This window comes from Kribbella endophytica (genome assembly GCF_054781295.1).
The window spans coordinates 597,403-622,271 of sequence record NZ_BAAGUR010000003.1 but is presented as its reverse complement, the minus strand read 5'-3'; the positions used below and the strand labels follow the sequence as shown (position 1 = coordinate 622,271).

Below are 24,869 nucleotides of genomic sequence, written 5' to 3'. Positions count from 1 at the left end.
GGCTGACCTCAGTGGTCCCGGGAGCTGAGGACGCAGAACTCGTTGCCTTCGGGGTCGGCCAGGACGGTCCAACTCGGGCCGTCGGGCTGGCCGACGTCGACGCGACGGGCGCCAAGTGCTTCAAGCCGCGCGATCTCGGCGTCGCGATCCTGGCTGGTGTGCGGGGCGAAGTCCAGGTGCAGCCGGTTCTTCACCGCCTTGCCCTCCGGCACCGGCACGAACACCATCCCCGGCCCAACCCGCTCCCACGGTGTCTCACGCATCGCCTGCTCGTCCACCCACGACGGAATGATCACGCACTCGTCATCGCTCTCGATGATCACTCGCCAGTCCAACGCCTCAGCCCACCAGGCCGCCTGCGCCTTCACGTCCGCACAGTCCACCACCACGGAGTACCACCGCAACGCCATCTCGCCCTCCTCCACTAGGTCCGCGTGATCCTGCCACGAGGCACCCCCAGAAACGCTTCGGTGAGACCGGGCTGCGGCGATGCGGCGATGGGCCGGAGGCCCGGGCCGGCGGCGGGCGGAGCCCAGCCGCTCCGGGGCGCGCCGCCCTCCTCCCCGTCACTTCCCCCGACAACATGTACGCCCCGGCCGAGGCCGGGGAGCTCCGGGGGTGGTTACGGCTGCGGGTGCTGAGGGGGGCCCGACGCAGGACCTTGTGACGTGGGACCCGCGCGGCCTGGGACCGAGCGACGTGGGGACCGCGCGACACAGGAGCGCACGACGCGGTGCCGCTCGTGCGCGGTCAGACGAGGTCGAGGAGTTTGCGGGTTGGGTGCGTGGTGATCCGCCAGTCGCCGTACAGGCCGAGCACGTCGTCCGTCGTGCAGCGCAGGGCGAGGTAGACCCAGCCGAGCTCGCCGTCGATGCGTTCGGCGAACCCGGCCGCCACCTCGAACAGTTCGCCGCCGCACGGGCAGACGGCGCGCTCGATCTCGGCCCAGTTGGTCCCGCCGAGCATCACCCAGGGGCGGTCGCAGCCGGCGCAGCGTCGTACGGCGTACCCGCGTTCGTCGTCGATCCCGACCACGAACACCGAGTCCCCGCACCCGTCGCACCGGGCCGGCACGATCTCGCTGACCTGCCCGTGCGAGAACGCCACCAGGAACTCCGCGAGGTCCGAACTCACCGTCCCCCGCCACCACGGACTGCGCCGTTCGATCACCATCCGCAGAGGATGCCAGCCGCCCCCTCCCGCACCTCGCCGACGGGCCGTACCCCGAGCGTCTCAGTCCGTACAAGATTCAACCGAGCCGCCTCGGCCGACGCAGGATCCACGCAGCCCACCTCAGCCCGCACGCGATCCCCGCGGAACGTCTCAGCCCGTACGGCCCTGACCCGGGCCATCTCAGCCCGTACGGCGTTCGCACGGGCAGACTCAGCCCGTGCGGCGCTGACCCGATCGCGCCGAGGCCCGACCAGGCCGAAATCGCTCCGCGTCGAACCCACCGCCGTACGCCGGACTCCCCTCACCACTCGTCCTGCCCGAGCTCGACCGCACCGTCGATCAGCTCCCGCGCCGCGTCCAGATGCCCGAGATGCCGCGCGGTCTCCTCGATCATGTGCAGCACGATCACCCGCAGCTCCGCCGGCTCCGGCCCCACCCCGTGCAGCCCAGCCGGCGCCGCCGAGAACGCAGTAGAAGCCAGTACGTCGTTCGCCCGCGCGATCTGCTCCCGGTAGAACCCGAACACCTCCTCCGGACTCCGCCCGGTCGAAAACGGCCCGTCGTCCCCGTCCAACTCCCAAGGCAACGGCTCCGCCGCCCCCAGCATCACCTGCTGAAACCAGTGCCGCTCCGCATGCCCCAGGTGTTCCACCAGCCCCAACGGCGCCCACCCCGAAGGCAACACAACCTGCCGCAGCTGCCCGTCACTCAACCCAGCAAGCACCTCGAACACCCGCCCCCGCTGGGCGTCCAAGAACCCCACCAACAACCCATCCACCGCATCCATGTACAGACCCTCCCAGCCCCCACCGACAATCGAGGTGCCGCGCCGGCCGTGGGTAAGCCCGCGATTGTCACCTCCGAGGACCTTCGCCCCAGGCAACTCCTGTCTTACGAGTCCAGCACGGACGAATTCGTCGTACGACCGGCCTGACGCCGTACTGGATGATGTGCAGATGCGTAGTGGGATGACCGAGCCGCCGAACTGGTTGACGGGTGTGCTCAGCGGGCTGCTGTTCGGCGTCGCATTCGGGGCCTTCGTCAAGCACGACGGCGCGGGCTGGGGCGCGACGGTTGGAACGGGGCTCGCGGCCGGTGCCTTCTTCGGCTTCGCGATGGGTCGGTGGGGTGGTCGGTGGGCTCGGACGATGCGGGAGGCGGAGTCAGAGCTCTCCGCGGAGGAGCTGAAGGCCGCCCACCAGGCAGCGGATCGGGGGCCCGTACCTGACGATCCGCGGATCCGGGCGGCTGCGCTGAAGATCGCGACGGCCCAGCAGACGCTCGAAGTGTCAGGCGTCCGCCGGATCTTCCTTCAGGTCGTGTCGGTTGTGGTGACCGCGGGGATCATCGTCTCCGCGATCACCGAGTCCCCCTGGAACCTGCTCTTCCTGGTGGGACCGGTCGCGATCGGGTACGGCGCCTGGGTCGCGCCGCGGCGGTCTCGGGCACGGATTCGGCTGCTCTCGTCGGCTGCTGACTGAGGCTCAACTGTCCGACCAGATGACCCGTTCCGCGAACGCGCCGCGCTCCAACGCCTTCGCCGCGCGGATCCGCTCCAGCTCCTCGGCGCTCGAGCCCAGCTCAACGGCTAACGCGTGAACGACCTCCAGTACGTCGGCCAGCTCCTCCAGCGCGGCGTCGCGCCCGTCCTCGGCGAGGAACTCGTCGACCTCCTCGACCAGCTTGTCGCGCAGCCGCTGCCGGTACTCGTCGGGCTCGGCGCGGTACACGATCGGCACCTCGCCCTTCGCGCGGATGATCTCCGGCATGCGGTCCCGCACCAGTTTGCGCATCGGGCCATTTCAGCAGGTCGAGTAGCGCGGCGGCAGTTTCCCCTCCAGCAGGTACGTCGTGATCTTCGCTCGCGCACAGGTGGAGTTGAAGAACGCGGTGTGCCCGAAGGTGTTCGCGATCACGAGCCGGCTGCCGCGGATCTGCCGAGCCAGGCCGCGGGCGCCGGTCACAGGCGTCGACGGGTCGTCGCTGGTCGACGTGAGCAGGATCGGTGGCGCATCCTTGATCGGCGTCGGCTGCCACGGGTTGCTCGGCGGGATCGGCCAACCGGAGCACGCCGCCGCGATCGCCCAGCCCTCGACGGCCGCGCCGATGCGTGGGGCGATCCGCTTCGCCGCGGCCAGTCGCGCCTTCGCATCGGCGTACCCCCTCAGCTCGCCCGGGAACTCCATGCAGGACACCGCCGCGTACGCCGTATCGTCGCCGCCGACGTAACTCACTTCGGCGAACAGCGACGCATCCCCGCCGACCGCCTGCGCGATCCCGTCGGCAAGCTCGGCCCAGGCGTCGCCGGCCAAGTCGGTCTTCGGCAGGAGATCCGGCAACGCCATCCGGATCGTGTCGCCGTCGACCGGTTCGTGCCCTTCGACCGGGATCGGCTGCTTGTCGGCCTTGGCGACCAGCCGGTCCCACACCGCGCCGACATCCTGCCCGTGCAGCGCGCACGCCGGATCGGTCGAGCACCAACGGGCGAAGCGGTTGAACCCGTCCTCCATCACCTTCGCCTCGTCGAGCATCAGCCGCGTCGATCCCTGCCTGTGATCGAGAATCCCGTCGATCACCATCCGGCCGACGCGCCGCGGAAACAGTTGCGCGTACGTCGTACCGAGGAACGATCCGTACGACAGGCCGAGGAAGTTCAACTTCGCTTCACCGAGTTGGTTGCGCAGGGCATCCATGTCACGGGCAACTGTTCTGGTGTCGAGGTTCCGCATCAGCTCCCCATGTTGCTTGAGGCATGCATTCCCCGTAGCGCGGCTAGAGACCACCATCGCGTCGTACTCGCGCTTGTTCTTCGGAAACACCGGTACGCCGCTGCGCAGCACCGGCCCGCAGTCCAGATCGCTCGACTTCCCCGACCCGCGCGGATCGAAGCTCACCAGGTCGTACCGCTCCCGCAGTTCCGGCATCAACCGATCCGCGACCCCGTTCTCGAACAACGACCCACCCGGCGAGCCCGGCCCACCCGGGTTGAACACCAACGTCCCGACCTTCCGGCCCTTGGCCGGCACTCGCGACACGAACACCTCGGTCGCCGCCCCACCCGGCTTCCCCCAGTCCAGCGGCACCTTCAACACCCCACACTCGACAGCTCCCGCCGCCCCACACGCCTCCCACTCGATCCCACCCGACGCCGCAGCGGTCCCTCCACCCAGACCCGCCGTAACCATGCCCACAGCAACAACCACCCCAACAATTCGCATGCCCCAGAACGTAGGCGCCGCCGCCGTACGGCCACATCGCCCACAAGTCGCCCCCGGCCCCCACCCGAAAGTCGCTTTCCGAACAGCAGTCAACCCGGGTACGGCGACCAGTCGATGTCGGCGGCGTGCTGGTTCTGGAGGTGGGTGAGGCGGGTCGGGACGTCGGACCAGGGCGTGAGCGCGAACTCCTCGGTGAGGGCTTTGAGGAGGAACGCTCTTTCGGGCTCCTCGGGGGTCTCCGGGCCATCAGGGAGTGCGATGGGGCCGTGGTACGCGAGCTCGTCCAGGTGGTAGCCGGTCAGACAGCCCAGCGCGAGGAAATCGGGCAGGCTCGTGCCGACGACGTGGTTGGGCTCGTCGGCCAGCGGGACGCAGAGGACGATCGTCGTGGTGGGGGAGTCGGCGGGGCCGAACAGGGCGCAGAAGTGGACGCCGTCGACGCCGGTCGACGCGAACGTGATCGCGTTGCGGGGGCTGTTGACGTAGTCGCTCCAGTCGCTCGGGTCCTCAGGCGACTCCAGGAACAGGCCGGCGAAGCCGAGAACCGTCGACGGGTGCTCGGGCTCGCGGAACACGCGGGAGCGCGGGTGGGTCCTGGTCAGTCGCTCGGCGAGGTTCCAGAGGCGGATCCAGTCCTGGCGGAAGCTCGTGGGCACATCGGGCATGCCGGATGGTCTCAACCGAAGAGGCCAGAAAAGAGGACACAACCTGGCCGCTACTCCTTCTAGAGTCGTCTCATGACGACAAACGAGCAGACCCTGACCGGTGAGCGGGCCGACCTTCTCGACTTCCTCGCCAAGCACCGCTACTTCCTGCGGCACACCGCGGAGGGGCTCACCGACGAGCAGGCGAACACGCGGAGCACGGTCAGCGCGCTGACGGTCGGCGGGCTGATGAAGCACGTGACGGCGGTCGAGCAGAACTGGGCCGACTTCGCGCGCAAGGGTGGCGGCGAGGACGTGACCGAGATCGAGTACACGCCGGAGTTCGTCGCCGCGTGGGAGAACAAGTTCCGGCTCGTCGAGGGGGAGACGTTGGCCGGCGTACTGGCCGAGTACGAGAAGGTCGCGGCCGAGACCGACGAGCTGGTGAAGACCCTCGACCTCGACGCGAGCTACGAGCTTCCGTCCGCGCCGTGGCAGCCGCCGGGTGTCTTCTGGTCGGTACGCCGAGTGTTCATGCACATCACCGCCGAGACCGCCCAGCACGCCGGCCACGCCGACATCATCCGCGAGACGATCGACGGCCAGAAGTCGATGGGCTGAGCTTGCCGGGGCTTCATCGACCGACCCCGGCCGGCGCCCTCGCCGTACTGGACGCTGACCCCGCGCCACCGGCAGAGCGCGTCCGCCGGCAGTGCCGGGTTGCGACGGGTCACCCTCGCGCGGCGAGGGTTCCCGGGCCGGTCAGTTCTTGCCGAGCCCCTGAATCGAACTGACCCCGCCCTGGGCCGACGTACAGGTCGCCCAGGTGGTCTGACCGAGGGGCACGATCGGTGAGTTGATGAGGGTTCCGTTCGAGCAGCGGACCCGGATCTGAAAGCGCGGGTAGCCGTCGGCCGCCACGCACCGGCCGAACCCGGTCAGGCCCGCGCCGACCGAGCGCCACACCTCGCAGTCGACCGCGGCAACAGTGGTCGGCGCGGCTTGGGCGGTCGTGACGGGCAGGGCCACGGCAGCGGCCGTGACCAGCAGGGACAGGGCACCAAGGGCGATCGGGCGCATGAAACCTCCAGCTCGATGGGCGAAAACCCGGCCAATCTACCGGCCGACGCCGTACGGCGGCCCGCCCGCGAGTGTCGGCGCCGTGGTGAGCGGCCGGCCGTTCAGGGTCTGGCAGTCCGGGCCGTCCCACCACAACTGTCCGGCCGAGGTCAGGTAGGGATACAGGTTCCGTACGCCGCTACCGGAGGTGAGGGCTTCCGCTACCGCGTGCAGGTACTCGGCGAGGCTCGGCCAAGCATCGGAGAAGTCGCCGCAGCCGTCGTGAACCGCCCAGCCCAGCCGTCCCGACTCGCTCCCGGGGCGCAGGTCGAGCACGTGCGGATCCCCGCCGCCCTCCTCCGCCCAGGGGATCCACAACGGATGCCACCACGGCTCGTCGTCCCACTCGCGCGTCACGAAGCCGTCGACGTCCGCGGCCAGCTCCATCAGCATCTGCCAGCGCTCGGCGATCACGTCGGCGCTGAGCAGCGACTGCTCCGGCAGCATGGTCGACCAGCTGCTCGCCCCGTCGTGGCAGCGCAAGGACTCGGCCAGGTCGCCGGGAATCGGCAGGCCGATCACCCGCTCGAGCGACTCCAGCCGATCCGGCTGCACGGGTGGGTTGAGCAACGCCAGATCTGCCGGTGAGTGCGCCGCCAGCCAGGTGTCGATCCGGCGCCACGACGCCGCTACGGACGGCCGAACATCCTCGTTCATGCGGACATCGTGCCGTGCCGGAAGGCCGCACCGGTACGGCGGCGCCCCCTCGCCGGGGTCAGGCGCTCATCGTCCCGTTGATGAACTTGCGGACGTCCTGCGCGCACCGGCAGGCTCTCGCGGTCTTCGCGGCCCACGTCAGCGCATCGTCACGGGTGGGGACGTCGACGATCAGTACGCCGCCGATCAGTTCCTTGCTCTCCGGGTACGGCCCGTCGGTGATCACACCGTCGACGCCGACCACGGCGTGCTGCACGTCGCCGTCGTCGTAGCTCAGCCCGTCGGAGAACACGAACACCCCGGCGTCCTTGGCCTCGTCGCACAACGCACGCGCGGCCTTGCCCACGTCCGCCCAGTCCTCGTCGGGGATGTGGTCCATCGCGCCCTTGTCGAACGAGATCAGGTACTTGGTCATCTCAGAACCTCCGGAACGGGAAGAACTCGCGCACGTCCTGCGCACACCGGCACGCGGCCGCGATCTTGGCGGCCCACTTCAGCGCATCCTCGAAGGTGGGAACGTCGACGACCAGCAGGCCGCCGATCAGTTCCTTGCTCTCCGGATACGGACCGTCGGTGACCACGCCGTCCCGCCCGACGGTCGCGTGCTGCTGCCGGTAGTCCAGCCCACCGCTGAACACGAACACCCCCGCGTCCTTCGCCTCCTGAACCACCGCATGCGCATCATCGGCCACCGCCGGCAGCTCCTCCTCGGTGACCTCCATCGTCCCGTCCTCGAACGAGATCAGGTACTGCGTCATCCCATCGCTCCTTCACCCGGCGACCACCCGGCCGCCTTTCACCTGTACTACGAACGCCCACCCCAGGATCCGACAGGCTATCCGCAGAAACTTGCGGTGCGTGCTGATGTGTGGCTTCAGGGGGCAACGGAGGAAGGCGATCCCGTTGCGTGGAAAGGCATTTTGTGGCTTGCCTCAAGGGGTTTTAGCGTCGGGATCATGGTGATGGAGACGGAGTTTCAGACGGCTGGAGAGATGGCGGCTGGGTTGCGGGCCGGGGCGGTGAGCTCGGTGGAGTTGACCGAGGAGGCGATTGGGCGGATCGAGCGGGACGACAAGGTAGTCAACGCGGTTTGTGTGCGGGACTTCGAGCGGGCGCTGGTTGCTGCGCGGGAGGCCGACGAGGCGCGGGCTCGGGGTGAGGACCGGCCGTTGCTGGGGATTCCGGTGACGGTCAAGGAGTCTTACGACGTGGTTGGGTTGCCGACGACGTGGGGTATGCCGGACCAGCGGGACTTCGAACCGGCTGAGGACGCCGTACAGGTTTCGCGGTTGAAGGCCGCGGGGGCGGTGGTGCTGGGGAAGACCAATGTGCCGTTGGGGTTGCAGGACATTCAGAGCTTCAACGAGGTCTATGGGACGACCAACAATCCGTGGGATGACGCTCGTACGTCGGGCGGGTCGTCCGGTGGGTCCGCGGCGGCGCTGGCGTTGGGGTTCGGGGCGTTGTCGATCGGATCGGATCTTGCTGGGTCGTTGCGTACGCCGGCGCATTTCTGCGGCATCTACGCGCACAAGCCGACGCTCGGGCTGGCGGCGACCCGCGGCATGGTGGCGCCGCCGGGGCCGGCGTTGCCGGTCGATCTCGACCTCGCCGTCGTTGGGCCGATGGCCCGCTCAGCTCGCGATCTCACGCTCCTGCTCGACGTCATGGCCGGGCCTGACCCGCTGACGCACGGCATCGCGTACGACGTGAAGCTGCCGCCCGCGCGCCACGAGCGGCTCAGCGACTTCCGGGTCCTGGTGATCGAGGATCATCCGCTCATCCCGACCGGGTCCGCCGTACGGGCGGGCGTGAATCGAGTGGCCGACGCGCTGGTCGCCGGCGGCGCCCGCGTCGACCGGCACACTCCGGGCCAAGGCGTCGAACGCGGAGTTGGCCAAGGTGGCGTCGGACTCCACGCCCCGCTTAGCGGAGCGGACCAAGGCGCTCGCCTGCTGCCCGACCTCACAGAATCCGGGACGCTCTACATGCAGTTCCTATTCTCAGGCTCCGTCGCCCGGTTCCCCGTCGAAGCCTACGAACAGCTGCAGCTCCAAGCCGCCGGCCTCAGCGCGGACGACCAGAGCCTCGACGCGACACGCCTGCGCGGGATGGTGCTGAGCCACCGCGACTGGATCCAGGCGACCAACCGTCGCGAGCTCCACCGCCACGGCTGGCGGCAGTTCTTCGCCGAGTACGACGCCGTGGTGTGCCCGATCACGCCGACCCCCGCGTACCCGCACGACCACAACCCCGACGTACTGGAACGCCGGCTCGACATCGACGGCGTCGAGTACCCGTACTTCGACCAGCTCGTCTGGGCCGGCCTGGCCACGATGCCTGGCCTGCCCGCCACCGCCGTACCAACGGGTCTGTCCCCAGAGGGCCTGCCGGTAGGAGTGCAGCTCATCGGCCCGATGTTCGAGGACCGCACCCCGCTCCGGCTGGCCGAGCTCCTAGAGCAGCAGCTCGGCGGCTTTCAGGCACCAAGTTAAACAGCGACAAGCGCCCGACCGAGACGGTCGGGCGCTTGCCAGGATTCAGCTCAGGCCGGGAACGGGACCCCGGTGTTGCTGTGGCACCTGTAGCCGTTGGGGTTCTTGGCCAGGTACTGCTGGTGGTAGCCCTCGGCGTAGTAGAACGAGTCGAGCGGGGCGATCTCGGTGGTGATGTCGCCGTAGCCGCGGGGCTTGATGACCGGGGCGTAGAGGTCGCGCGTGCGCTCGGCCTCGAGACGCTGGTCGTCGGTCGTGTAGTAGACGGCGGAGCGGTACTGGGAGCCCAGGTCGTTGCCCTGGCGCATGCCCTGCGTCGGGTCGTGCGTCTCCCAGAAGACCTTCAGCAGGTCGGTGAAGGTGGTCTTGGTCGGGTCGTAGACGACGCGGACGGCCTCGGTGTGGCCGGTTCCGCCGGTGCAGACCTCCTCGTACGTCGGGTTGGGGCTGTACCCACCCGCGTAGCCGACGGCGGTGGTGTAGACGCCGGGCTGCTGCCAGAAGATCTCCTCGGTGCCCCAGAAGCACCCGGTGCCGAACCAGACTTCCTCGAAGCCGTCGGGCACCGGCGCCGTCTGCGGCGTACCGAGCACGATGTTGTCCGCCGGGACGGTGTAGCCGGGCTCCTGGCGACCGGGCAGTGCGGCCGAAGGCTCGACCAGAGCGGTGTTGCGCTTGAAGAACGACATCTCACGCCTCTCGCAGAATGACTTTCATAGTGTCTCAACGCGGCCCCCGGAGCGAACCTTCCCGCCGGGGATTACGTGGCGATGACGTCAGGCGATCAGTGCGGACGCCGTACGCCGGGCCGCCGGGCCGCGCTCGGTGAGTTGCCCGTACGACGCCGCCAGCAGCTCCACGGAGTGACGCAGCGTGTCCGGATCCTGCGTGTACGGCAACCGCATGAACGTCTCCAGCCCGCCCTCAGGCGAGAACCGCGATCCAGCCACCAGCAGTACGCCGTTACGCTGCGCGACCCCGACCAGCGACGACCCGACCGCCGCCGGCAGCTCGCACCACATCGACAGCCCGCCCCCGGGCAGCGTGAACTTCCAGTCCGGCAGCACCGACCGCAACGCCGAAGCCAGCGCGTCCCGCCGCTCCCGCAGCCCGGCCCGCCGCTCCGGCAGAATCGAAGCCTTGTCGCGCAGCAGCCGCGCGACGACCAGCTGCTCGAGCACCGGCGCCCCGAGATCCATCGACGCCCGCGCGTCCAGGATCCGCGCGACCAGCGTCTCCGGCACCCGCAGCCAGCCGATCCGCAGCCCGCCCCAGAACGACTTGCTCACCGACCCGACCGTGATCACGCCACCCGGGTCGAACGACGCGAACGGCGGCGGCATCTCCTGCCCGTCCAGCGGCAGCTCGTACAGGGTCTCGTCGATGATCGCCGTCGTCCGGCTGCGGGCGAACGCGATCGCCAGCCGTTGCCGATCCGCCTCGGGCATCAGCCGCCCGGTCGGGTTCTGGAAGTCGACCACCAGCCAGGCGGCCCGCGGCGCGGTCTGCCTGATCGTTGCCTCCAGCAACGGAAGGTCCCAGCCGCCGGGACTCATCGGCGCCGCGACGACGCGCGCGCCGCTGCGCCGGATCGAGTCGACCGAGTTCGGGTGGGTCGGGCTCTCGGTCAGCACCCGGTCGCCGATCTGCGTCATCGCCCGGATCGCGATCGACGTCGCCGCCAGTGCGCCGGCCGTGACGATGATCTGGTCTGCCGACGTCGGCAGTCCACGAGCCTCGTACGACGCCGCGATCTCCTCGCGCAGCTCCGGCAGGCCCTGCGGGTGATACCCGGGCGTGGCCAGGTGGTGCGGCAGGTCCTCCATCGCGGCGGCAACCGCCGTACTGATTCCCGGTACGGCGGGAGAAGCCGCGCAGGTGAAGTCGTACAGCCCGTCCATGTCGATCCCCGGCGCGTGGTGCCGGCCGAGCTCGGGCTCGATCCGCGACGGCAGCGCGGTGACGCTGCCCGAGCCGCGCCGGCTGGTCAGGTACCCGCGGTCGCGCAGTTCCCGGTACGCCGAAGCGACCGTCGTACGGCTGACTCCGAGCGCGTCGGTCAGCTCGCGCTCGCTCGGCAGTCGCGAGCCCGGCATGATCCGCCCGTCCGCGATCAGCAGGCGGAGCCGTTCGGCCAGGGCTCGGTACGCCGGTCCGTTGCTGTCGGACCACGCTCCGAGCAGGCCGCTCAGGGTGCTCGCGGGGAGTTGTTGGCCAGTCATGCAGTCCACTATTGCTCAATTGGCTATCGATCACCAGGCCACTGGCGTCCAAACTGGATCCTGTGACCGCCACCGTTGAACCCACCACGCCACCGCGCACGCTCGCCGCCCTGAACCCGATCGAGCAGCTCAAGGCCGGCCGCCTCCCGCGCCGCCTGGTTCAGCTGTACGTCGGACTGGTCCTCTACGGCGCCTCGATGGGCCTGATGATCGAGAGCCACCTCGGCCTGGACCCGTGGGACGTGCTGCACTCGGGCATCACCGAGCACCTGCCGCTGACCTTCGGCACGGTGGTGATCGCGATGAGCTTCGTCGTGCTGCTGTTCTGGATCCCGCTGCGCCAGTGGCCCGGGCTCGGAACGATCAGCAACGCCATCGTGATCGGCCTGGTCACCGACCTGTCGCTGTCGCTGGTGCCGACGCCGGACGCGCTGTGGGTGCGGATCCTCTACCTGACCGTCGGCGGCATCGTGCTGAACGCACTCGCGGGGGCGATGTACATCGGCGCCCAGTTCGGCCCGGGGCCGCGCGACGGGATGATGACGGGGCTTGTACGGCGTACCGGTCTGAGCGTGCGCCTGGTCCGCACGAGCATCGAGGTGACGGTCCTCGCCGTCGGCTGGCTGCTCGGCGGCGTGGTCGGGCTGGGGACTGTTGCCTACGCGCTGGCGATCGGCCCGCTGGTCCACGTCCTGCTGCCGCTCTTCACCGTGCGACTGCCGGAACGCGTGAAGGCCTAGGACAGGCGGGACTCGCTGGACAGCGCCTGGGAGCGCGGGCGGCGACGCGTCCAGTTCCTTCAGTCGAAGCGGGTCGGTCGGCAGCCCTCGAGCTCGGGGGCCGGCTGATCCGTCAGGATCTCGCCGGACGCGAGTCGGCCGACGGCGGCGGCCAGTGTGATCGCCGAGTGCATCACGGCGACGTACAGGCCCTGAGTGCCGCTCGGCGCACCGATGATCGGCTCGTCGTCGACGGGCATCGGTCGCCAGCCGACCTCGACGGAGATGATCTCGGCGTCGTCGCCCCCGCGGAAGCGCGCGGCGAACTGGTCGCGGACGCGCTGGGCGGTCGCGAGTAACGCAGCCTGATCGGTCTCGCCGCTGTAGACGGTCGGAGCCAGAACCGTGCCGTCGTCCAGCTGCCGGGCCTCCAGCGCCGGCGTCGCGACGATCGCCCGCACCAGCCCAGGCGTCGCCCGCAACCGGACGAGGATCGCCGGCGACGGCTCGACGGGCAGCGTGACACCGACCCCGGCGCACAGGGCGACACTGCCCGTACCAGCAGCCAGTACGACGGTCGAGGCGGGAATCGCCCCAGCGGTCGTCCGTACGCCGATCACCGCAGGAGTCGTCCCAGCGGTCGGTTCGCCGGTCACCGCAGGAATTGTCCGTACGCCGATCACCTGGCCTGCTTGGTGTTCGAGGGCGGTCACCGTCGTACCGACCAACACCCGCGCGCCTCGCTCACGCGCGCCGGCAACCAGGAGCTCAGCAGCAGCGACCGGATCGAACGCCGCGTCCCCAGTGTTGTGAACCGCCTCGGCCGGGGGATCGACGAGGTGCGGCTCCAACCCACCGACGTCGTCCGTGCTCGGCCCCGGGTTGTCGTCGAAGCCGTCCCAGACCAGCGAACCCGTCCAGCGGATCGCCAGCCCGGGAAGCTCCGCTTCGAGCCGCCGGTACTCGTCCAGCGCGAGGTAGCGCAGCGGCGCCGAGGGGCGATCGCTGCTGACCGGTCGACCGATCCACGCGAAGGAAGACCGCGTGACACCCGAACCCGGCAGGCCGGCGTCGATCAACGTGACCGGTCGCCCCTGCCCGCTCAGGTGGTACGCCAGCGACGCACCGACGATCCCGGCGCCGACCACGACAATGCTGCGCTCCGCCATGCCTTGTGTTCTAACAGGTAAGGACATCGTCACGACACCGAATATCGACCGAGGACACAGCAAGGCCCGGACCATCAACGGTCCGGGCCTCGCTGCGCAGGACCCCTCAGCCTGCGGCTCTGAACGTCAGCCGACCGGCTCCAAGGTGCGGTCCTCTTCCAGCGGCTGCTTGGTCTTCAGCTTGCGCGGCCACCACGCCTTCGTGCCGAGCAGGGCGGTGACGCTCGGGACCAGGAAGATCGACATCACGAACGCGGAGATCGCGATCCCGACGGCGACCGAGAAGCCCATCTCGGTGAGCAAGGCCATCCCGGCCAGCATCAGCGAGGAGAACGTGCCGGCCAGGATCAGACCGGCCGCCGCGACCGACGGTCCGCCGTGCTCGATCGCGAGGTCGGCCGCGGTCCGTGGATCGGTGCCTTCCTCGGCCTCCTCGCGCAGCCGGGCGATCATCAGGATGTTGTAGTCGGTGCCGATGGCAACGACGAACAGGTAGAGCATGATCGGCAGCGAGAACGACACCCCGGCGTGCCCCGCGGCGCCCTGGAAGACCAGGACCGTGGCGCCCGTCGTACTGAAGAAGCTGAGCACCACCGCGATCATCAGCACCAGCGGCGCCAGCAGGCTGCGCAGCAGCAGCGCGAGGATGATCGCGATCAGGCCGCCGGCGACCGGGAAGATCACCGACAGGTCGCGGCTGTTCGCGTCGCGGATGTCGGTGTACGACGAGGTCACGCCGCCGAGCAAGGTCGTCGTACCGGCGGGTGCGTCGGCGTGCGCCGCGTCCTTCAGGGCGCCGTCGACCAGGTCGAGGGATTCGGCCGCGTACGGCGCGCCGTCCAGTACGACGTTGATCTGGGCAACGGTCTTGTCGCCGTTCAGCAACGCGGGGGAGCCGTCGGCCGAGGCGGGCAGGACCGCGCCGACGCCGTCGACCTGCGCGAGCTTTCCGGCGTACTGCTTGAGCTCGGTCGGGTCGAGCGGGCTGCCGTCGGTGCTCTTCACGTAGACGGTCGTCGGGTTGAGCGCGCCGGCGGGGAAGCCGGTCTGCAGGTCCTTGATCGCGCGGGACGACTCGGTGTCAGCCGGCAGCTGGGCGAACGCGTCGTAGTCGATCTTCATGCCGAGCGTGCCGAGCGCGAGCGCGACCATGATGCCGCCGGAGATCGTCGCGACCACGGCCGGGCGCTTGGCGGTGAACTTGCCGAAGCGCTTGAACATCGCGCCCTTCGGCGTCTTCTGCCACGACTTCGACGGCCAGAACACCTTCGGGCCGAGCAGCGAGACGACCGCCGGGATCAGCGTGATCGCCGCGAACGCCATCACCGCGACGGCGATCGCCAGGCCCGGGCCGAGGCTCTTGAACCCGCCGAACACGGCCAGCAGCAGCGCGCTGAACGAGACCACGATCGCGCCGGCCGCGGAGACGATCACCTCGGCGACCCGGCCGGCCGCGGTGATCAGGGCCTGCTTCGGCTCCTCGCCGGCGCGCAGGCGTTCGCGGTACCGGAAGAGGAGGAACAGGATGTAGTCGGTGCCGACGCCATACAGGACGACGGTCAGGATCGTCTGCAGGTCCTGGGTGACCTGCAGGTCGAACGCCTTGGCGGCCAGGGCGATCAGTCCGGGCGCGATCGCGCTGACCAGACCGACGGTGAGGATCGGCAGCAGGGCAGCGACCGGGCTGCGGTAGATGAACAGCAGCAGGCCGACGATCAGGACGAGGGTCGCGATCCCGACCACCACGAACGCGTTCTCAAAGGCGTCCTGGTTGTCCAGGTAGAGCGCGGCGTCGCCGGTCACGCCGTACTGCAGTCCGCTGTCGGTGAGCGCCGGCCCGGTGACATCACGGACCTTCTGTACGGCGTCGAGCACGGCCTGGTCGTCGGCGAGACCCTTGAGGCCGACGCTGACCAGCTGGACCTGCTTGTTCGGCGAGAGCGCCTGGGGGCCGGTGATCGCGGCGGTGACGCGGTCGATCTTCGCGTCGGTGATGGCCTTCGCGAGGCCGGTCACCTCGGCCTGGTCGGCCGCGGTCAGCTCCCCGCCGCCGGACCGCTTGACCACGATGCTCGCGGTCGCGTCGTTGGTCTGGCCGAACGCGTCGGCCGCCAGCTTCTGCGCCTGGACCGACTCGTAGGAGTCGGGCAGGAAGCTGGCCTGGTCCTTGCTGGTGACGTCGGCGAGCGTCGGCGCGAAGGCGAGCACGGCGACCGCCGCGATCACCCAGGCGGCGATCACCTTCCACGGGTGGTGGACGACGAATCGTCCGAGTCGGTTGAACACGGGGAGCCCCTTCTGCCGCGCTGTCTACCTGCCGGTCGGTTGGTAGACTACCTGCCGCACGGTAGGCAGGCAAAGTGAGAAAGTGGTGACATGCAGCACGAGACGAGGACCCGCGACACCAAGGGCGAGATCCACCAGGCGGCGCTCGAGCTGTTCAGCGGGCAGGGGTACGAGAAGACCAGCCTGCGGGAGATCGCCGAGCAGGTCGGCATCACCAAGGCGTCGCTGTACTACCACTACTCGTCGAAGCAGGACCTGCTGAAGGCGATCATCGGGACGTTCTTCGACGACATGAACGAGGTGCTGCTGCGGGCCGAGACGGTTCCGTGGTCGCTGGAGTCCGAGCAGCTGCTGCTCAGCGACTACCTGGACGTGGTGATCAAGCACCGGGGGACCGGGCCGACCGTCCTGCGCGACATCGCGGCGATCCTCGCGGCCTTCGGTGACGACCTCGAGGATCTGATCGCGCGCAGCCGCGCCTTCCAGCTGTGGCTGGCCGGGCCTGACCCGGAGCCCCGCGACCGCGTCCTCGCCGCCGCTGCCGTCGAGGTGGTCGGCGCGGTGATGTCCTCAGGCCTCGAGCCCGCCCAGTTGGGTGACGCCGAGCTCCGCCAGACCCTGCTGGAGGCGGCAACCGCCGTACTCTCCGGGCGCCGCAACCTTCCTGCTTGAACTTCTGTACGACGGGTCGCCCGAGCTGGTGCTGTGTGCTGGGGCAAGCAGAAGGGCGAGCTCGAGCGGGTGCTCGGGCTCGCCCCTGGTGCTGGTGGGTCAGCCGCCGATGGAGGGGCCGTTCTGGTTGGGGCCTTCCTTCTTGGTGTGACGGCCGGTGGCCTGCTCGCCCTGGGTGCTGGTGGGCTGCTCGCCGGTGGCGCCTGGGGCGCGCATCTCGGTGGCCGGCTTGTTGGCGTTGAGGACCCAGGCCATCTGGTGGGACGCGGCCGTGGTGCGGGCGCCGGCGTCGACGGACTGCTCGGGGCCGCCGGACTTCTCGAGGTTGACCTTCTGCTCGCCGCCGTACTCGTTCTGGATGAACGCGGCGAGCTCGGCGGCCTTGGCGGCGCGCTGGTTGTCGGGGGAGGTGAAGAGCTCGGCGGCCTTCTGGGCCAGGAGGACGTCGCGCTTCTGCAGCTTCTGGTCCGGCGAGGTCAGCGTCGGGTCGGAGCGACGGGCAGCGAGACCGGCCAGGGACGCACTGGCCTTGGCGGCACCGCGGCTGACCTGCTGGTTGAACCAACGACCCGCGCGCCCAGCGGCAGCCTGACCGGCCGCCACGGCCTGACCGGCAGCGGCTTGACCGGCGGCGAGCCCCTGACGGCCCGCGTCAGCGGCACGACCGGCCAGTTCCTGACCAGCAGCGAGGCCCTGACGGCCCGCCTCCGCGGCACGACCTGCGAGTTCCTGACCAGCAGCGAGACCCTGACGGCCCGCGTCAGCGGCGCGACCCGCGAGGTCCTGGCCGGTGGCGACGGCCGACCGACCCGCGTCTGCGACCGCGCGACCAGCGTTCTGACCGGCCTCGACGACCGCGCGGCCCGCGTTGGCGGCGCCGCGGCCGGCGGCGCTCAGGCCCTCGGCAGCGCGCTGGGTCATGCCGACGGTCTGGTCGACCGTCCAGTCGCGGGCGTTCAGGGCGCCGTCCCGCGCACGACCGACCGCCTCGCTCGCCTGCTGGCCCAGCTCGGTGGCGCGGTTCGACGTACGCTCGCTGACGTTGCTGGCGGTCTGACGCACATTGCCCACCGCGGTCTGGCCCAGCGCACGACCCGCGCTCGCCAGCTGCACGGCACGCTCGCTCAGCCGCGTCATGGTCTGCCGGATCACGCGGATGCCGCGCGCGACGCCGTTGATGATCGGGCCGACGGCGGCCGCCGCGCGGATCACGCGGCCCAGCGCCTGCTGCTCGCGGGCGTTCAGCTCGGACAGCGCACGGGCGGCGCCGGCGACGTCACCCTGCGTCCACTGCAGCCCAGGACCCTCGTTCGGTGTGCTCATCAGATCTCCTAGTCGATGTAGACCGCGTAGTTGACGCCCACCGCCGGAGTCAGCGGATCCTTGGTCGGCTTGTTGCTGAACAGGTGGAGCTGCGCACCCGGCCGGAGCCAGACCGCCAGGTGCCGGCGGTCCGCGCCGGCGCCCGGTGCCCACTCGTCGAGGAAGTCCGGACCGGCCTCGTCGCCGAGGTAGTCCGGTTCGCCCCAGTGCTTGCGGGCCAGGGCGAGGTGCGCGGGCCAGTGCTCGTCGAGCCCGGCCTCGGCGTCGGCGATGTCGTCCGGGCCGATCTGGTACGCCGACCAGCCCGAGTTGCGGCAGTCGGAGAACACCAGCCCGTCGAACACGACCATCGTCGTACCGCGCCCGGTCGTGAAGCCCCAGGACGCCGACGACTCGTCGATCGTCTCGCCCGGCTCCAGGTCCCACGGCGTCCAGCCGGTCGCCGCCATCACGCGGTTGACCAGCGCGGTCACCACGGCGGGCCCGGTGGCGTCGCTGTCCGGCCCGGCCACAGCGGTCCAGTCCTGGACCTCGGCGAAGTCGGCCATCGCCAGGTCGTCCTCGTCCAGCGGCCTGTCCTGCGTCTTCATCCCGCATCCCTTTCACTCAACCCGAGCAAATTTAGGTGCGATCGAGGGTCATGGCCAATCCGTTGTCCACAGCCCCGTCCTGCAGGTTCGTGCAGTACCGGACCCGGCACTCCGGACGACAGTTGTCCACAGCATCTAGGGCACGATTCGGGAACGGATGGGACCAGGCCGTACGCTGGTTCGGTGGAGATCAACGACCAGTACGGCTTCGAGACGCTTGCTATTCATGCCGGCAACGAGCCCGACCCGACCACCGGTGCGGTGGTGCCGCCGATCTATGCGACGAGCACCTACAAGCAGGACGGTGTCGGCGGGCTGCGCGGCGGCTACGAGTACTCCCGGTCGGCGAACCCGACCCGGACCGCGCTCGAGGAGTGTCTGGCCGCGATCGAGGGCGGCAAGCGCGGGTTCGCGTTCGCCAGCGGTCTGGCCGCCGAGGACACGCTGATCCGGTCGCTGTGCGTTCCCGGTGACCACGTGGTCTTCCCCGACGACGCGTACGGCGGCACGTTCCGGCTGTTCTCCAAGGTGCTCGGCGCCTGGGGCGTCGAGATGACGCCGGCCGCGGTCACCCACCCGGAGGCGATCCGCGCCGCGATCCGCCCGGGCAAGACCAAGGTCGTCTGGCTGGAGACCCCGACCAACCCGCTGCTGAACGTCGCCGACATCGCGATCGTCGCGCAGATCGCCCACGACGCCGGCGCGCTGCTGGTCGTCGACAACACCTTCGCCTCGCCGTACCTGCAGCAGCCGCTGGAGCTCGGCGCGGACGTGGTCGTGCACTCGACCACCAAGTACATGGGCGGGCACTCCGACGTGGTCGGTGGTGCGCTGATCGTCCGCGACGCGGAGCTGGCCGACAAGATCGCTTTCCACCAGAACGCGATCGGCGCGGTCGCCGGGCCGTTCGACGCGTGGCTGGTGCTGCGCGGAATCAAGACGCTCGGCGTCCGGATGGACCGGCACAGCGACAACGCCGAGAAGGTCGTCGAGTTCCTGCAGCGGCACTCCGCGGTGACGTCGGTGCTGTACCCGGGCGTCGAGGGTCACCCCGGTCACGAGACCGCCGCCAAGCAGATGAAGCGGTACGGCGGGATCGTGTCGTTCCGGGTCAGCGGCGGCGAGCAGCACGCCCTCGACATCTGCAACAAGGCCGAGGTCTTCACGCTGGGCGAGTCCCTCGGTGGTGTGGAGTCGTTGATCGAGCACCCGGGCAAGATGACGCACGCGTCGGTCGCGGGCACTCCGCTGGAGGTCCCTGCGGATCTGATCCGCCTGAGCGTCGGCATCGAAACCATCGACGACCTCCTCCAGGACCTCGACCGCGCCATGGCGTGATGCTTGCCCCGCGGTGCGACTCGTTGCTGTCGGCAGCGAGTCGCACCGTCGGTCGTGCGTGGGGCCCGGGTCGTCCGCGGGGCTTGGGGTTGGCGGTGATGCGGCCGGGGAGGTCGCGGGGGCTGAGGCTGCGGCGGCCGGGAAAGATGTTGAGCGGTGCTGGGTGCCCGGGCGTGAGTGGTGTTGGGTGCCCGGAGGTGCCGGGTGCCGGGTCCCCGGGAGTGAGTGGTGCTGGGTGCCCGGGTGTGGGTGGTGCTGGGTGCCGGGCGTTGGTGCGGGGGCGCTGCGTACTGTCCCCTGCCTCCGGCGGTGCGGGAGGCGGCTGCAGTGGTGCGCCGGAGAGGGTTGTGAGGTCGGTGGCGATGCGGCCGGGGAGGTCGCGGGGGCTGAGGCTGCGGCGGCCGGGAAAGATGTTGAGTGGTGCTGGGGTGCCCCGGTGTGAGTGGTGCTGGGTGCCCGGAGGTGCCGGGTGCCGGGTCCCCGGGCGTGGGTGGCGATGGGTGCCGCGCGTTGGTGCGGGGACTGAGGCTGCGGCGGCCGGGAAATACATGGATGGGCGCGGTGTGCCCGGAGGTGCCGGGTGCTGGGTCCCCGGGCGTGAGTGGTGCTGGGTGCCTGGGCGTGGGTGCGCGAGCGTGAGTGGTGGTGGGTTCGCGGGCGTGAGTGTTGATGGGCTGGCGTGTGGTGTTCGTCGTACCGGTTTCTGGATGGGGCGGTAGAGATGGCGTTGGTGGTGGCGGTTGACTTCGGGTCGACGTTTACCAAGGCGATCGTGGTGGATGCGGGCTCGGGGGACCTGGTGGCTCGGGCCGAGCATCGGACCACGGTCGGGACGGATGTGCTCGACGGGTGGTTTGCTTGTCGGGAGCAACTGGTTGGCGTGGACCGTGGGGTGGAGCGGGCTGAGGTTTTGGCTTGTTCTTCTGCGGGGGGTGGGCTGCGGATTGCCGTGGTGGGGAATGAAGAGCTGGTGACTGCCGAGGCTGGGCGGCGGGTTGCGTTGTCCAGTGGTGGGCGGGTTGTGGCTGTGGTCAGTGGTGGGTTGACGGCCGGCTCGGTGAAGGCGTTGCGGGCGGAGAAGCCGGACGTCGTACTGCTGCTGGGTGGGACCGACGGCGGGAACTCCGCGGTGCTGACCGGAGCGGCCGGCGTACTGGCGAAGTACAAGTGGCGCAAGCCTGTGGTTGCTGCGGGCAACATTGAGGCCCGGGACGAGGTTGCGGGCTTGCTGGCCGGTGGGGGAGTGCCGTCGGTGCTGGCGGACAACGTGGTGCCCGAGATCGGGGTGTTCGCTCCGGACTCGGCGCGGGCGGCGATCCGGGAGATGTTCCTGGCGCACGTGATCGGCGGGAAGAACCTGTCGAAGGACCCGGCGTTCGCGCGGATGGTTCGGGCGGCGACGCCTGATGTCGTACTGCGCGGTGTCGAGGTGCTCGCTGGGTTGCACGGGGATGTTGCGGTGGTCGACATCGGCGGTGCTACGACGGACGTGCACTCGGTGATCGAGCTCGATCCGGAGGACGCGAACCTGGGGCGCGAGGTCGTCGCGACGCACCCGGTGACGCGCACGGTCGAGGGCGATCTGGGGATGCGGTGGAGTGCGGTGCCTGTGGTGGCTGCGGGGGTTGAGGCCGGACTGATCGAAGAGCGGAAAGAGCTGCGAGACGCAGCCGGCCGAAGGCATGACGATCCGGCGTACTTGCCGGACTCGCCAGCGGAAGCGGCGTACGACGAAGTGCTGGCAAGTGTGGCGGCGACCGTTGCTCTGAGACGGCATGCGGGGCGGCAGCGGGTCGTGTTCGGTCCGGGCGGGCGCGTGATCGAGCGGTCGGGGAAGGATCTGCGCGAGGTGGACCTGCTGGTCGGGTCCGGGGGAGTGCTGCGGCACAACGGGCCTGAGGTGGCCGAGCGGATCCTTGGGTCCGTGGGCGTGGGCGCGCAGGAGGAGGGCTGGCTGGTGCCGACGACCGCGAAGGTCTGCGTCGACAAGGACTACGTGCTCGCAGGTGTGGGGCTGCTGGCCGAGGTGGACCCCGTGGCAGCCGAAGGACTAGCGCGCCGCGTGGGCGCGGACCTACATGGATCGCTCCCCGGCGGGCACTAGGGTCAGGAGCAAGCCTGGGGAGGTGCCATGAGCGATCCGGAGAAGCCGGAGCAAGAGCGGTCCGACGTACCGGAGGTTGGGCGCGACGCGCCGAGTCCGGTCGCCGACAACGAGGTCGCCGAGGGGACCAGCGACACCGTCGTCCCCGACAAGGCTGACCACCTGGTCGTGGCATCGAGCCGCGGGCCGGTCGACACCGGTGTGACGCCGGGCATGCAGATCGCCAGCGCCTGGGCCTGGCGGTTCCTGGTCGTGGTGGCCGCCGTCCTGGTGATCGCGTACGCGATGCGGTACCTGTCCGAGGTCGTCGTACCGGTGACCGTCGGCATCCTGCTCACCGCGCTGCTCATCCCGGTGACCAACGGGCTGCAGAAGCTGAAGCTCGCGCGCGGACCGGCGGCCGGGATCACCGTGGTGTTCACGATCGTGCTGGTGGCCGGGTTGCTCACGCTGGTCGGGACGCAGATCGCGACCCAGTTCGAGAACCTGTCGACGCAGGTCGGCGAAGGTGTGCAGAAGCTGCGCGACCTGGCCCGGATCAACCTGAACGTCACCGACGCCGACATCACCGACGCGCTGAACCGGCTGCGCGAAACCGTCATGTCCGGCGGCGCGATCGGGCAGCGGGCCGCCGAGGTCGGGACCACCGCGACGCACGTCGTCGCAGGGTTGTTCATCGCGCTGTTCTGCCTGTTCTTCTTCCTGTACCAGGGTGAGCAGATCTGGGCCTGGCTGGTCCGGCTGTTCCCGCGGCAGGCGCGCGACAAGGCCGACTCGTCCGGGCGCAAGGCCTGGGTCTCGCTGACCGCGTTCGTCCGCGCGACGATCATCGTCGCCGCGGTGGACGCGATCGGGATCGCGCTCGGTGCCGCGATCCTCGGGCTGCCGCTGGTCAGCGCGATCGGCATCCTGGTGTTCGTCGGCGCGTTCATCCCTGTGGTCGGTGCGCTGGTGTCCGGCTGTGTCGCCGTACTGGTGGCGTTGGTTGCCAAGGGCCCGATCGTCGCGGTGATCATGCTCGCGGTCGTGATCGGCGTACAGCAGCTGGAAGCGCACGTGCTGCAGCCGTTCCTGCTCGGGCGGGCGGTGAGCGTGCACCCGCTGGCGGTGATCCTGTCGATCGCGACGGGCGTGATCGTCGCCGGGATCGTAGGGGCACTGATCGCGGTGCCGACGGCCGCGGTGCTCAACACGATCGTCAATCACCTGGCAGGCAACGACGTCGATCCCGAACCGCCACGTCCGATCCCTCGCAGACCCGTCAGACGCCGACCACCAGCCGAAACCCCGGTCACCGACGGCTGACCGTACGTCGTACTAGAGGTTTCGGCCTCGGTCCGGGGACTGCTCCGGCGGCTGGTACGCCGTCGCGCCGGACTGGCTGCCACGGCCGGGGGATTGTCGGCTGGAGCCGGTCTGCATCAGGCGCATGCCGTTGTCGATGTCCGGGTTCGCCGCGCGCGTGCGGAGCTCCTGGGCCCAGCCGCTCATGTCCTGTTTCAGGCCGGCGATCTGGTCAGGGCTCAGGCCCTGCTGGGCGTACTGCGCGTCGGGGATCCTCGAGGCGAAGTCGAGCTGCTCGGCGAACATGCCCCGGTCCATGGGTGACGCCTCGCGCTCGTCAGCGAGTTCGAGCAACTGGTCGTGGGTGTATCCGGACTGCGCGGCAGCCTGCAGGTCGACGTAGTCCTTCGCGTCGCCGCGCTGGTAGACCGTGCCGACCTTCGAGCCCACCGCGTCCTGGACCGAGATCACCGGGCCGACCGGCGAGTCGACCGCGGGCCGGCTGCGGTAGTCGCGGCCGAGCTCGACCTGCGTCGTCCGGCCGTCCTTGGTGAGCTGGACCTGCGCGTACTCCTCGGCCTGGCGGGTGACGTTCACGTCGTATCCCTGCTCGCCGTACGCCGCCCGCAGCCGCTCGACGGTCTGGCCGAAATCCGTCTGCTGCTGGTCGGTGAACAGGTCGACGTCCTTGGACGGCCGCGACCCGATGCCGTGCATCGCGAGCGCGTGCCCGCCGGCCAGCGCATAGCCCTGGTCCCGCACCGCAGCCAGCCCGATCCGGGCGACCTGCTCGTGATCGGGATCCATCACTGCCACACTCCGCCCGCGCCGATCGCCGCCAGCCGCGGGAACGCCGTGTGCCACCGGCGGACGCAGTACCGGGGGAGGCGCAGCTGCGGCCAGAGCTCGATCAGCAGGTCCTTGTTCAGGAACCGGGTCAGGTCGTCGACCGTCGCCGCCTCGCTGATCACCGTCGTGTACAGCAGGATCCGGTCGTCGGGATCGCCGAGGTCGTACCCGGACTTCGGGCTCCAGTCGATCGGAACCGGCAGCTCGACCCGCCCGGACCGGGGCCCGGTGAGCTGGTCGAGGGAGTCCGGTACGACGTACGGGATCCGCGTCGCGTGCAGGTCTCCGGGCTGGGTCCGGTGCGGCTCGTTCATCCGCCCATTGTCACCGAGGACCGGATCAGGTGACGGCGCGGCGGCTGTCGTCGGCGCGGCCGAGCTGCTCGGCCCACTCGTTCGCCGTACTGCGGATTCTCGCGATCAGGTCAGGCGTGGCGCCGTACCGGGCGAACCCGGCCTCGGGCAGTCGGCTCCCGGCGCGGAGCTGACCGGCGAACATCGGGCGATCGAGCGGGGTCACCTCACGCCGGTCGGCGAGTGCGAGCAGCGCGTCGGTGTCGTAGCGGCCGCTGTCGAGAACGGCCTGGACGTCCATGAAGTCGCGAGGTTCGAGCCGGGTGTAGACGGTCCCGACCTTCGAACCGACCGCGTCCTGCTCGGCCAGCACCGGCCCGACCTCCATCCGCACCGGCGGGAACTGCCGCAGATCGGCACCGAGATCGGCCTTGGCCTCGTCGCCCACCACGACGCGGGCGAACAGCGGCGCCTGCCGGACGACTTCGGCCTTCAGCCCGTCCGCCCGGTACGCCGCGACCAGCCGCGCGACCGCCGCGGCGAACCGCTCGGTGTCCAGCTGATCGGTGAACAGATCGATGTCGTCCGACGACCGCGTCCCGAATCCGTGCGCCCGCAGCGCGTACCCGCCGGCCAGCACGAAGCCGTCCTCGGCCAGCGCCCGCAGGCCGACGGTCGCCATCCGGGTCTGCAGTTCGTCCACCCGGACAGTCT

Annotated in this window: 27 protein-coding genes; 8 read left to right on the top strand and 19 right to left on the bottom strand. The window is 69.9% G+C overall.

The genetic code is table 11. The features are described 5' to 3' along the window. Nucleotides 1-8: 8 nt before the first annotated feature. The 3 genes from ACYVIO_RS29215 to ACYVIO_RS29205 form a co-directional block, all read right to left on the bottom strand. Nucleotides 9-410, bottom strand: coding sequence for a VOC family protein (locus ACYVIO_RS29215; protein ID WP_460654124.1), 402 nt, complete (start codon nt 408-410; stop codon nt 9-11). A gap of 340 nt (nt 411-750) precedes the next feature. Further along, entirely contained in the window at nt 751-1,173 is a 423-nt protein-coding gene (locus ACYVIO_RS29210; protein WP_460654123.1) for a hypothetical protein, read from the bottom strand. A 301-nt stretch (nt 1,174-1,474) separates the two neighbouring features. Continuing rightward, the gene (locus tag ACYVIO_RS29205; RefSeq protein WP_460654122.1) at nt 1,475-1,960 is read right to left on the bottom strand and encodes a DinB family protein; all 486 of its coding nucleotides are present in this window, start codon (nt 1,958-1,960) and stop codon (nt 1,475-1,477) included. A gap of 169 nt (nt 1,961-2,129) precedes the next feature. On the opposite strand from ACYVIO_RS29205, the gene ACYVIO_RS29200 reads away from it, so the two are divergent. Continuing rightward, nucleotides 2,130-2,654, top strand: a complete 525-nt coding sequence (locus ACYVIO_RS29200; RefSeq protein WP_460654121.1) for a hypothetical protein — start codon at nt 2,130-2,132, stop codon at nt 2,652-2,654. Between the two features lie 3 nt (nt 2,655-2,657). Here ACYVIO_RS29200 and ACYVIO_RS29195 read toward each other — a convergent pair whose 3' ends face one another. The 3 genes from ACYVIO_RS29195 to ACYVIO_RS29185 all read right to left on the bottom strand — a co-directional run bounded on the left by ACYVIO_RS29195 (nt 2,658) and on the right by ACYVIO_RS29185 (nt 5,056). Next, nucleotides 2,658-2,966 carry a nucleoside triphosphate pyrophosphohydrolase gene (locus tag ACYVIO_RS29195; RefSeq protein ID WP_460654120.1) on the bottom strand — a complete coding sequence of 103 codons (309 nt, stop codon included), beginning with the start codon at nt 2,964-2,966 and terminating at the stop codon, nt 2,658-2,660. A 9-nt stretch (nt 2,967-2,975) separates the two neighbouring features. Further along, nucleotides 2,976-4,391, bottom strand: coding sequence for an alpha/beta hydrolase (locus tag ACYVIO_RS29190; RefSeq protein WP_460654119.1), 1,416 nt, complete (start codon nt 4,389-4,391; stop codon nt 2,976-2,978). An 89-nt stretch (nt 4,392-4,480) separates the two neighbouring features. Continuing rightward, on the bottom strand, nt 4,481-5,056 hold the full coding sequence (locus ACYVIO_RS29185) for a hypothetical protein (RefSeq protein ID WP_460654118.1): 576 nt from the start codon (nt 5,054-5,056) through the stop codon (nt 4,481-4,483). 72 nt (nt 5,057-5,128) lie between these two features. On the opposite strand from ACYVIO_RS29185, the gene ACYVIO_RS29180 reads away from it, so the two are divergent. Then, nucleotides 5,129-5,656: a DinB family protein gene (locus ACYVIO_RS29180; RefSeq protein ID WP_460654117.1), complete on the top strand. Its 528-nt coding sequence runs from the start codon at nt 5,129-5,131 to the stop codon at nt 5,654-5,656. Between the two features lie 141 nt (nt 5,657-5,797). On the opposite strand, the gene ACYVIO_RS29175 is transcribed toward ACYVIO_RS29180, so the two are convergent. From ACYVIO_RS29175 to ACYVIO_RS29160, 4 genes are read right to left on the bottom strand one after another with little or no spacing between them, the layout of a single operon-like run. Further along, nucleotides 5,798-6,115 carry a hypothetical protein gene (locus ACYVIO_RS29175; protein WP_460654116.1) on the bottom strand — a complete coding sequence of 106 codons (318 nt, stop codon included), beginning with the start codon at nt 6,113-6,115 and terminating at the stop codon, nt 5,798-5,800. A 36-nt stretch (nt 6,116-6,151) separates the two neighbouring features. Then, nucleotides 6,152-6,811: an SMI1/KNR4 family protein gene (locus ACYVIO_RS29170; RefSeq protein WP_460654115.1), complete on the bottom strand. Its 660-nt coding sequence runs from the start codon at nt 6,809-6,811 to the stop codon at nt 6,152-6,154. A gap of 58 nt (nt 6,812-6,869) precedes the next feature. Then, nucleotides 6,870-7,226 carry a YciI family protein gene (locus ACYVIO_RS29165; protein ID WP_460654114.1) on the bottom strand — a complete coding sequence of 119 codons (357 nt, stop codon included), beginning with the start codon at nt 7,224-7,226 and terminating at the stop codon, nt 6,870-6,872. Nucleotide 7,227: 1 nt separating this feature from the next. Beyond that, nucleotides 7,228-7,569, bottom strand: a complete 342-nt coding sequence (locus tag ACYVIO_RS29160) for a YciI family protein (protein WP_460654113.1) — start codon at nt 7,567-7,569, stop codon at nt 7,228-7,230. 198 nt (nt 7,570-7,767) lie between these two features. On the opposite strand from ACYVIO_RS29160, the gene ACYVIO_RS29155 reads away from it, so the two are divergent. Beyond that, nucleotides 7,768-9,306, top strand: coding sequence for an amidase (locus tag ACYVIO_RS29155; RefSeq protein ID WP_460654112.1), 1,539 nt, complete (start codon nt 7,768-7,770; stop codon nt 9,304-9,306). Between the two features lie 50 nt (nt 9,307-9,356). Here ACYVIO_RS29155 and msrA read toward each other — a convergent pair whose 3' ends face one another. Both msrA and yczR read right to left on the bottom strand, forming a co-directional pair. Continuing rightward, nucleotides 9,357-9,995: a peptide-methionine (S)-S-oxide reductase MsrA gene (gene msrA / locus ACYVIO_RS29150; protein ID WP_460654111.1), complete on the bottom strand. Its 639-nt coding sequence runs from the start codon at nt 9,993-9,995 to the stop codon at nt 9,357-9,359. Between the two features lie 87 nt (nt 9,996-10,082). Next, nucleotides 10,083-11,528 carry a MocR-like transcription factor YczR gene (gene yczR, locus ACYVIO_RS29145; protein WP_460654110.1) on the bottom strand — a complete coding sequence of 482 codons (1,446 nt, stop codon included), beginning with the start codon at nt 11,526-11,528 and terminating at the stop codon, nt 10,083-10,085. A gap of 62 nt (nt 11,529-11,590) precedes the next feature. Here yczR and yczE point away from each other — a divergent pair, with 62 nt between their 5' ends. After that, nucleotides 11,591-12,268 (top strand): membrane protein YczE, encoded by a 678-nt coding sequence (gene yczE, locus ACYVIO_RS29140; RefSeq protein ID WP_460654109.1) that lies wholly within the window; start codon nt 11,591-11,593, stop codon nt 12,266-12,268. A 59-nt stretch (nt 12,269-12,327) separates the two neighbouring features. Here yczE and ACYVIO_RS29135 read toward each other — a convergent pair whose 3' ends face one another. Then, nucleotides 12,328-13,416 carry an NAD(P)/FAD-dependent oxidoreductase gene (locus ACYVIO_RS29135; RefSeq protein WP_460654108.1) on the bottom strand — a complete coding sequence of 363 codons (1,089 nt, stop codon included), beginning with the start codon at nt 13,414-13,416 and terminating at the stop codon, nt 12,328-12,330. 126 nt (nt 13,417-13,542) lie between these two features. Continuing rightward, a complete protein-coding gene (locus ACYVIO_RS29130; protein WP_460654107.1) occupies nt 13,543-15,702 on the bottom strand; it encodes an MMPL family transporter in 2,160 nt (719 codons plus the stop codon). Between the two features lie 90 nt (nt 15,703-15,792). On the opposite strand from ACYVIO_RS29130, the gene ACYVIO_RS29125 reads away from it, so the two are divergent. Continuing rightward, a complete protein-coding gene (locus ACYVIO_RS29125; RefSeq protein WP_460654106.1) occupies nt 15,793-16,374 on the top strand; it encodes a TetR/AcrR family transcriptional regulator in 582 nt (193 codons plus the stop codon). 99 nt (nt 16,375-16,473) lie between these two features. On the opposite strand, the gene ACYVIO_RS29120 is transcribed toward ACYVIO_RS29125, so the two are convergent. Both ACYVIO_RS29120 and ACYVIO_RS29115 read right to left on the bottom strand, forming a co-directional pair. Further along, the gene (locus ACYVIO_RS29120; protein WP_460654105.1) at nt 16,474-17,697 is read right to left on the bottom strand and encodes a hypothetical protein; all 1,224 of its coding nucleotides are present in this window, start codon (nt 17,695-17,697) and stop codon (nt 16,474-16,476) included. Between the two features lie 8 nt (nt 17,698-17,705). After that, nucleotides 17,706-18,287: a hypothetical protein gene (locus tag ACYVIO_RS29115; RefSeq protein WP_460654104.1), complete on the bottom strand. Its 582-nt coding sequence runs from the start codon at nt 18,285-18,287 to the stop codon at nt 17,706-17,708. A gap of 183 nt (nt 18,288-18,470) precedes the next feature. Here ACYVIO_RS29115 and ACYVIO_RS29110 point away from each other — a divergent pair, with 183 nt between their 5' ends. The 3 genes from ACYVIO_RS29110 to ACYVIO_RS29100 all read left to right on the top strand — a co-directional run bounded on the left by ACYVIO_RS29110 (nt 18,471) and on the right by ACYVIO_RS29100 (nt 23,034). Beyond that, complete coding sequence (locus ACYVIO_RS29110; RefSeq protein ID WP_460654103.1) at nt 18,471-19,625, top strand: cystathionine gamma-synthase; 1,155 nt, start codon at nt 18,471-18,473, stop codon at nt 19,623-19,625. Between the two features lie 721 nt (nt 19,626-20,346). Further along, nucleotides 20,347-21,729 carry a glutamate mutase L gene (locus tag ACYVIO_RS29105; protein WP_460654102.1) on the top strand — a complete coding sequence of 461 codons (1,383 nt, stop codon included), beginning with the start codon at nt 20,347-20,349 and terminating at the stop codon, nt 21,727-21,729. Nucleotides 21,730-21,756: 27 nt separating this feature from the next. Next, complete coding sequence (locus ACYVIO_RS29100) at nt 21,757-23,034, top strand: AI-2E family transporter (protein WP_460654101.1); 1,278 nt, start codon at nt 21,757-21,759, stop codon at nt 23,032-23,034. A gap of 12 nt (nt 23,035-23,046) precedes the next feature. On the opposite strand, the gene ACYVIO_RS29095 is transcribed toward ACYVIO_RS29100, so the two are convergent. Genes ACYVIO_RS29095 through ACYVIO_RS29085 form a run of 3 tightly spaced genes read right to left on the bottom strand, consistent with a single transcriptional unit; the run spans nt 23,047 to nt 24,858 of the window. Next, on the bottom strand, nt 23,047-23,820 hold the full coding sequence (locus ACYVIO_RS29095; protein ID WP_460654100.1) for a nucleotidyl transferase AbiEii/AbiGii toxin family protein: 774 nt from the start codon (nt 23,818-23,820) through the stop codon (nt 23,047-23,049). Then, nucleotides 23,820-24,176 carry a hypothetical protein gene (locus ACYVIO_RS29090; RefSeq protein ID WP_460654099.1) on the bottom strand — a complete coding sequence of 119 codons (357 nt, stop codon included), beginning with the start codon at nt 24,174-24,176 and terminating at the stop codon, nt 23,820-23,822. The genes ACYVIO_RS29095 and ACYVIO_RS29090 overlap by 1 nt, the downstream gene beginning before the upstream one ends. 25 nt (nt 24,177-24,201) lie before the next feature. Beyond that, on the bottom strand, nt 24,202-24,858 hold the full coding sequence (locus tag ACYVIO_RS29085; protein WP_460654098.1) for a nucleotidyl transferase AbiEii/AbiGii toxin family protein: 657 nt from the start codon (nt 24,856-24,858) through the stop codon (nt 24,202-24,204). Nucleotides 24,859-24,869 lie beyond the last annotated feature (11 nt).

Excerpts from the sequence above, each read along its gene's own strand:
- ACYVIO_RS29195 (WP_460654120.1), bottom strand. The coding sequence starts at position 2,966 with ATGCGCAAACTGGTGCGGGACCGCATGCCGGAGATCATCCGCGCGAAG.
- ACYVIO_RS29175 (WP_460654116.1), bottom strand. The coding sequence starts at position 6,115 with ATGCGCCCGATCGCCCTTGGTGCCCTGTCCCTGCTGGTCACGGCCGCT.
- ACYVIO_RS29135 (WP_460654108.1), bottom strand. The coding sequence starts at position 13,416 with ATGGCGGAGCGCAGCATTGTCGTGGTCGGCGCCGGGATCGTCGGTGCG.
- ACYVIO_RS29205 (WP_460654122.1), bottom strand. The coding sequence starts at position 1,960 with ATGGATGCGGTGGATGGGTTGTTGGTGGGGTTCTTGGACGCCCAGCGG.
- ACYVIO_RS29210 (WP_460654123.1), bottom strand. The coding sequence starts at position 1,173 with ATGGTGATCGAACGGCGCAGTCCGTGGTGGCGGGGGACGGTGAGTTCG.
- ACYVIO_RS29095 (WP_460654100.1), bottom strand. The coding sequence starts at position 23,820 with ATGGATCCCGATCACGAGCAGGTCGCCCGGATCGGGCTGGCTGCGGTG.
- ACYVIO_RS29170 (WP_460654115.1), bottom strand. The coding sequence starts at position 6,811 with ATGAACGAGGATGTTCGGCCGTCCGTAGCGGCGTCGTGGCGCCGGATC.
- ACYVIO_RS29160 (WP_460654113.1), bottom strand. The coding sequence starts at position 7,569 with ATGACGCAGTACCTGATCTCGTTCGAGGACGGGACGATGGAGGTCACC.
- ACYVIO_RS29100 (WP_460654101.1), top strand. The coding sequence starts at position 21,757 with ATGAGCGATCCGGAGAAGCCGGAGCAAGAGCGGTCCGACGTACCGGAG.
- ACYVIO_RS29105 (WP_460654102.1), top strand. The coding sequence starts at position 20,347 with ATGGCGTTGGTGGTGGCGGTTGACTTCGGGTCGACGTTTACCAAGGCG.
- ACYVIO_RS29190 (WP_460654119.1), bottom strand. The coding sequence starts at position 4,391 with ATGCGAATTGTTGGGGTGGTTGTTGCTGTGGGCATGGTTACGGCGGGT.
- msrA (WP_460654111.1), bottom strand. The coding sequence starts at position 9,995 with ATGTCGTTCTTCAAGCGCAACACCGCTCTGGTCGAGCCTTCGGCCGCA.
- ACYVIO_RS29215 (WP_460654124.1), bottom strand. The coding sequence starts at position 410 with ATGGCGTTGCGGTGGTACTCCGTGGTGGTGGACTGTGCGGACGTGAAG.
- yczR (WP_460654110.1), bottom strand. The coding sequence starts at position 11,528 with ATGACTGGCCAACAACTCCCCGCGAGCACCCTGAGCGGCCTGCTCGGA.
- ACYVIO_RS29200 (WP_460654121.1), top strand. The coding sequence starts at position 2,130 with ATGCGTAGTGGGATGACCGAGCCGCCGAACTGGTTGACGGGTGTGCTC.
- ACYVIO_RS29185 (WP_460654118.1), bottom strand. The coding sequence starts at position 5,056 with ATGCCCGATGTGCCCACGAGCTTCCGCCAGGACTGGATCCGCCTCTGG.
- ACYVIO_RS29165 (WP_460654114.1), bottom strand. The coding sequence starts at position 7,226 with ATGACCAAGTACCTGATCTCGTTCGACAAGGGCGCGATGGACCACATC.
- ACYVIO_RS29115 (WP_460654104.1), bottom strand. The coding sequence starts at position 18,287 with ATGAAGACGCAGGACAGGCCGCTGGACGAGGACGACCTGGCGATGGCC.
- ACYVIO_RS29155 (WP_460654112.1), top strand. The coding sequence starts at position 7,768 with ATGGTGATGGAGACGGAGTTTCAGACGGCTGGAGAGATGGCGGCTGGG.
- ACYVIO_RS29180 (WP_460654117.1), top strand. The coding sequence starts at position 5,129 with ATGACGACAAACGAGCAGACCCTGACCGGTGAGCGGGCCGACCTTCTC.
- ACYVIO_RS29125 (WP_460654106.1), top strand. The coding sequence starts at position 15,793 with ATGCAGCACGAGACGAGGACCCGCGACACCAAGGGCGAGATCCACCAG.
- ACYVIO_RS29120 (WP_460654105.1), bottom strand. The coding sequence starts at position 17,697 with ATGAGCACACCGAACGAGGGTCCTGGGCTGCAGTGGACGCAGGGTGAC.
- ACYVIO_RS29090 (WP_460654099.1), bottom strand. The coding sequence starts at position 24,176 with ATGAACGAGCCGCACCGGACCCAGCCCGGAGACCTGCACGCGACGCGG.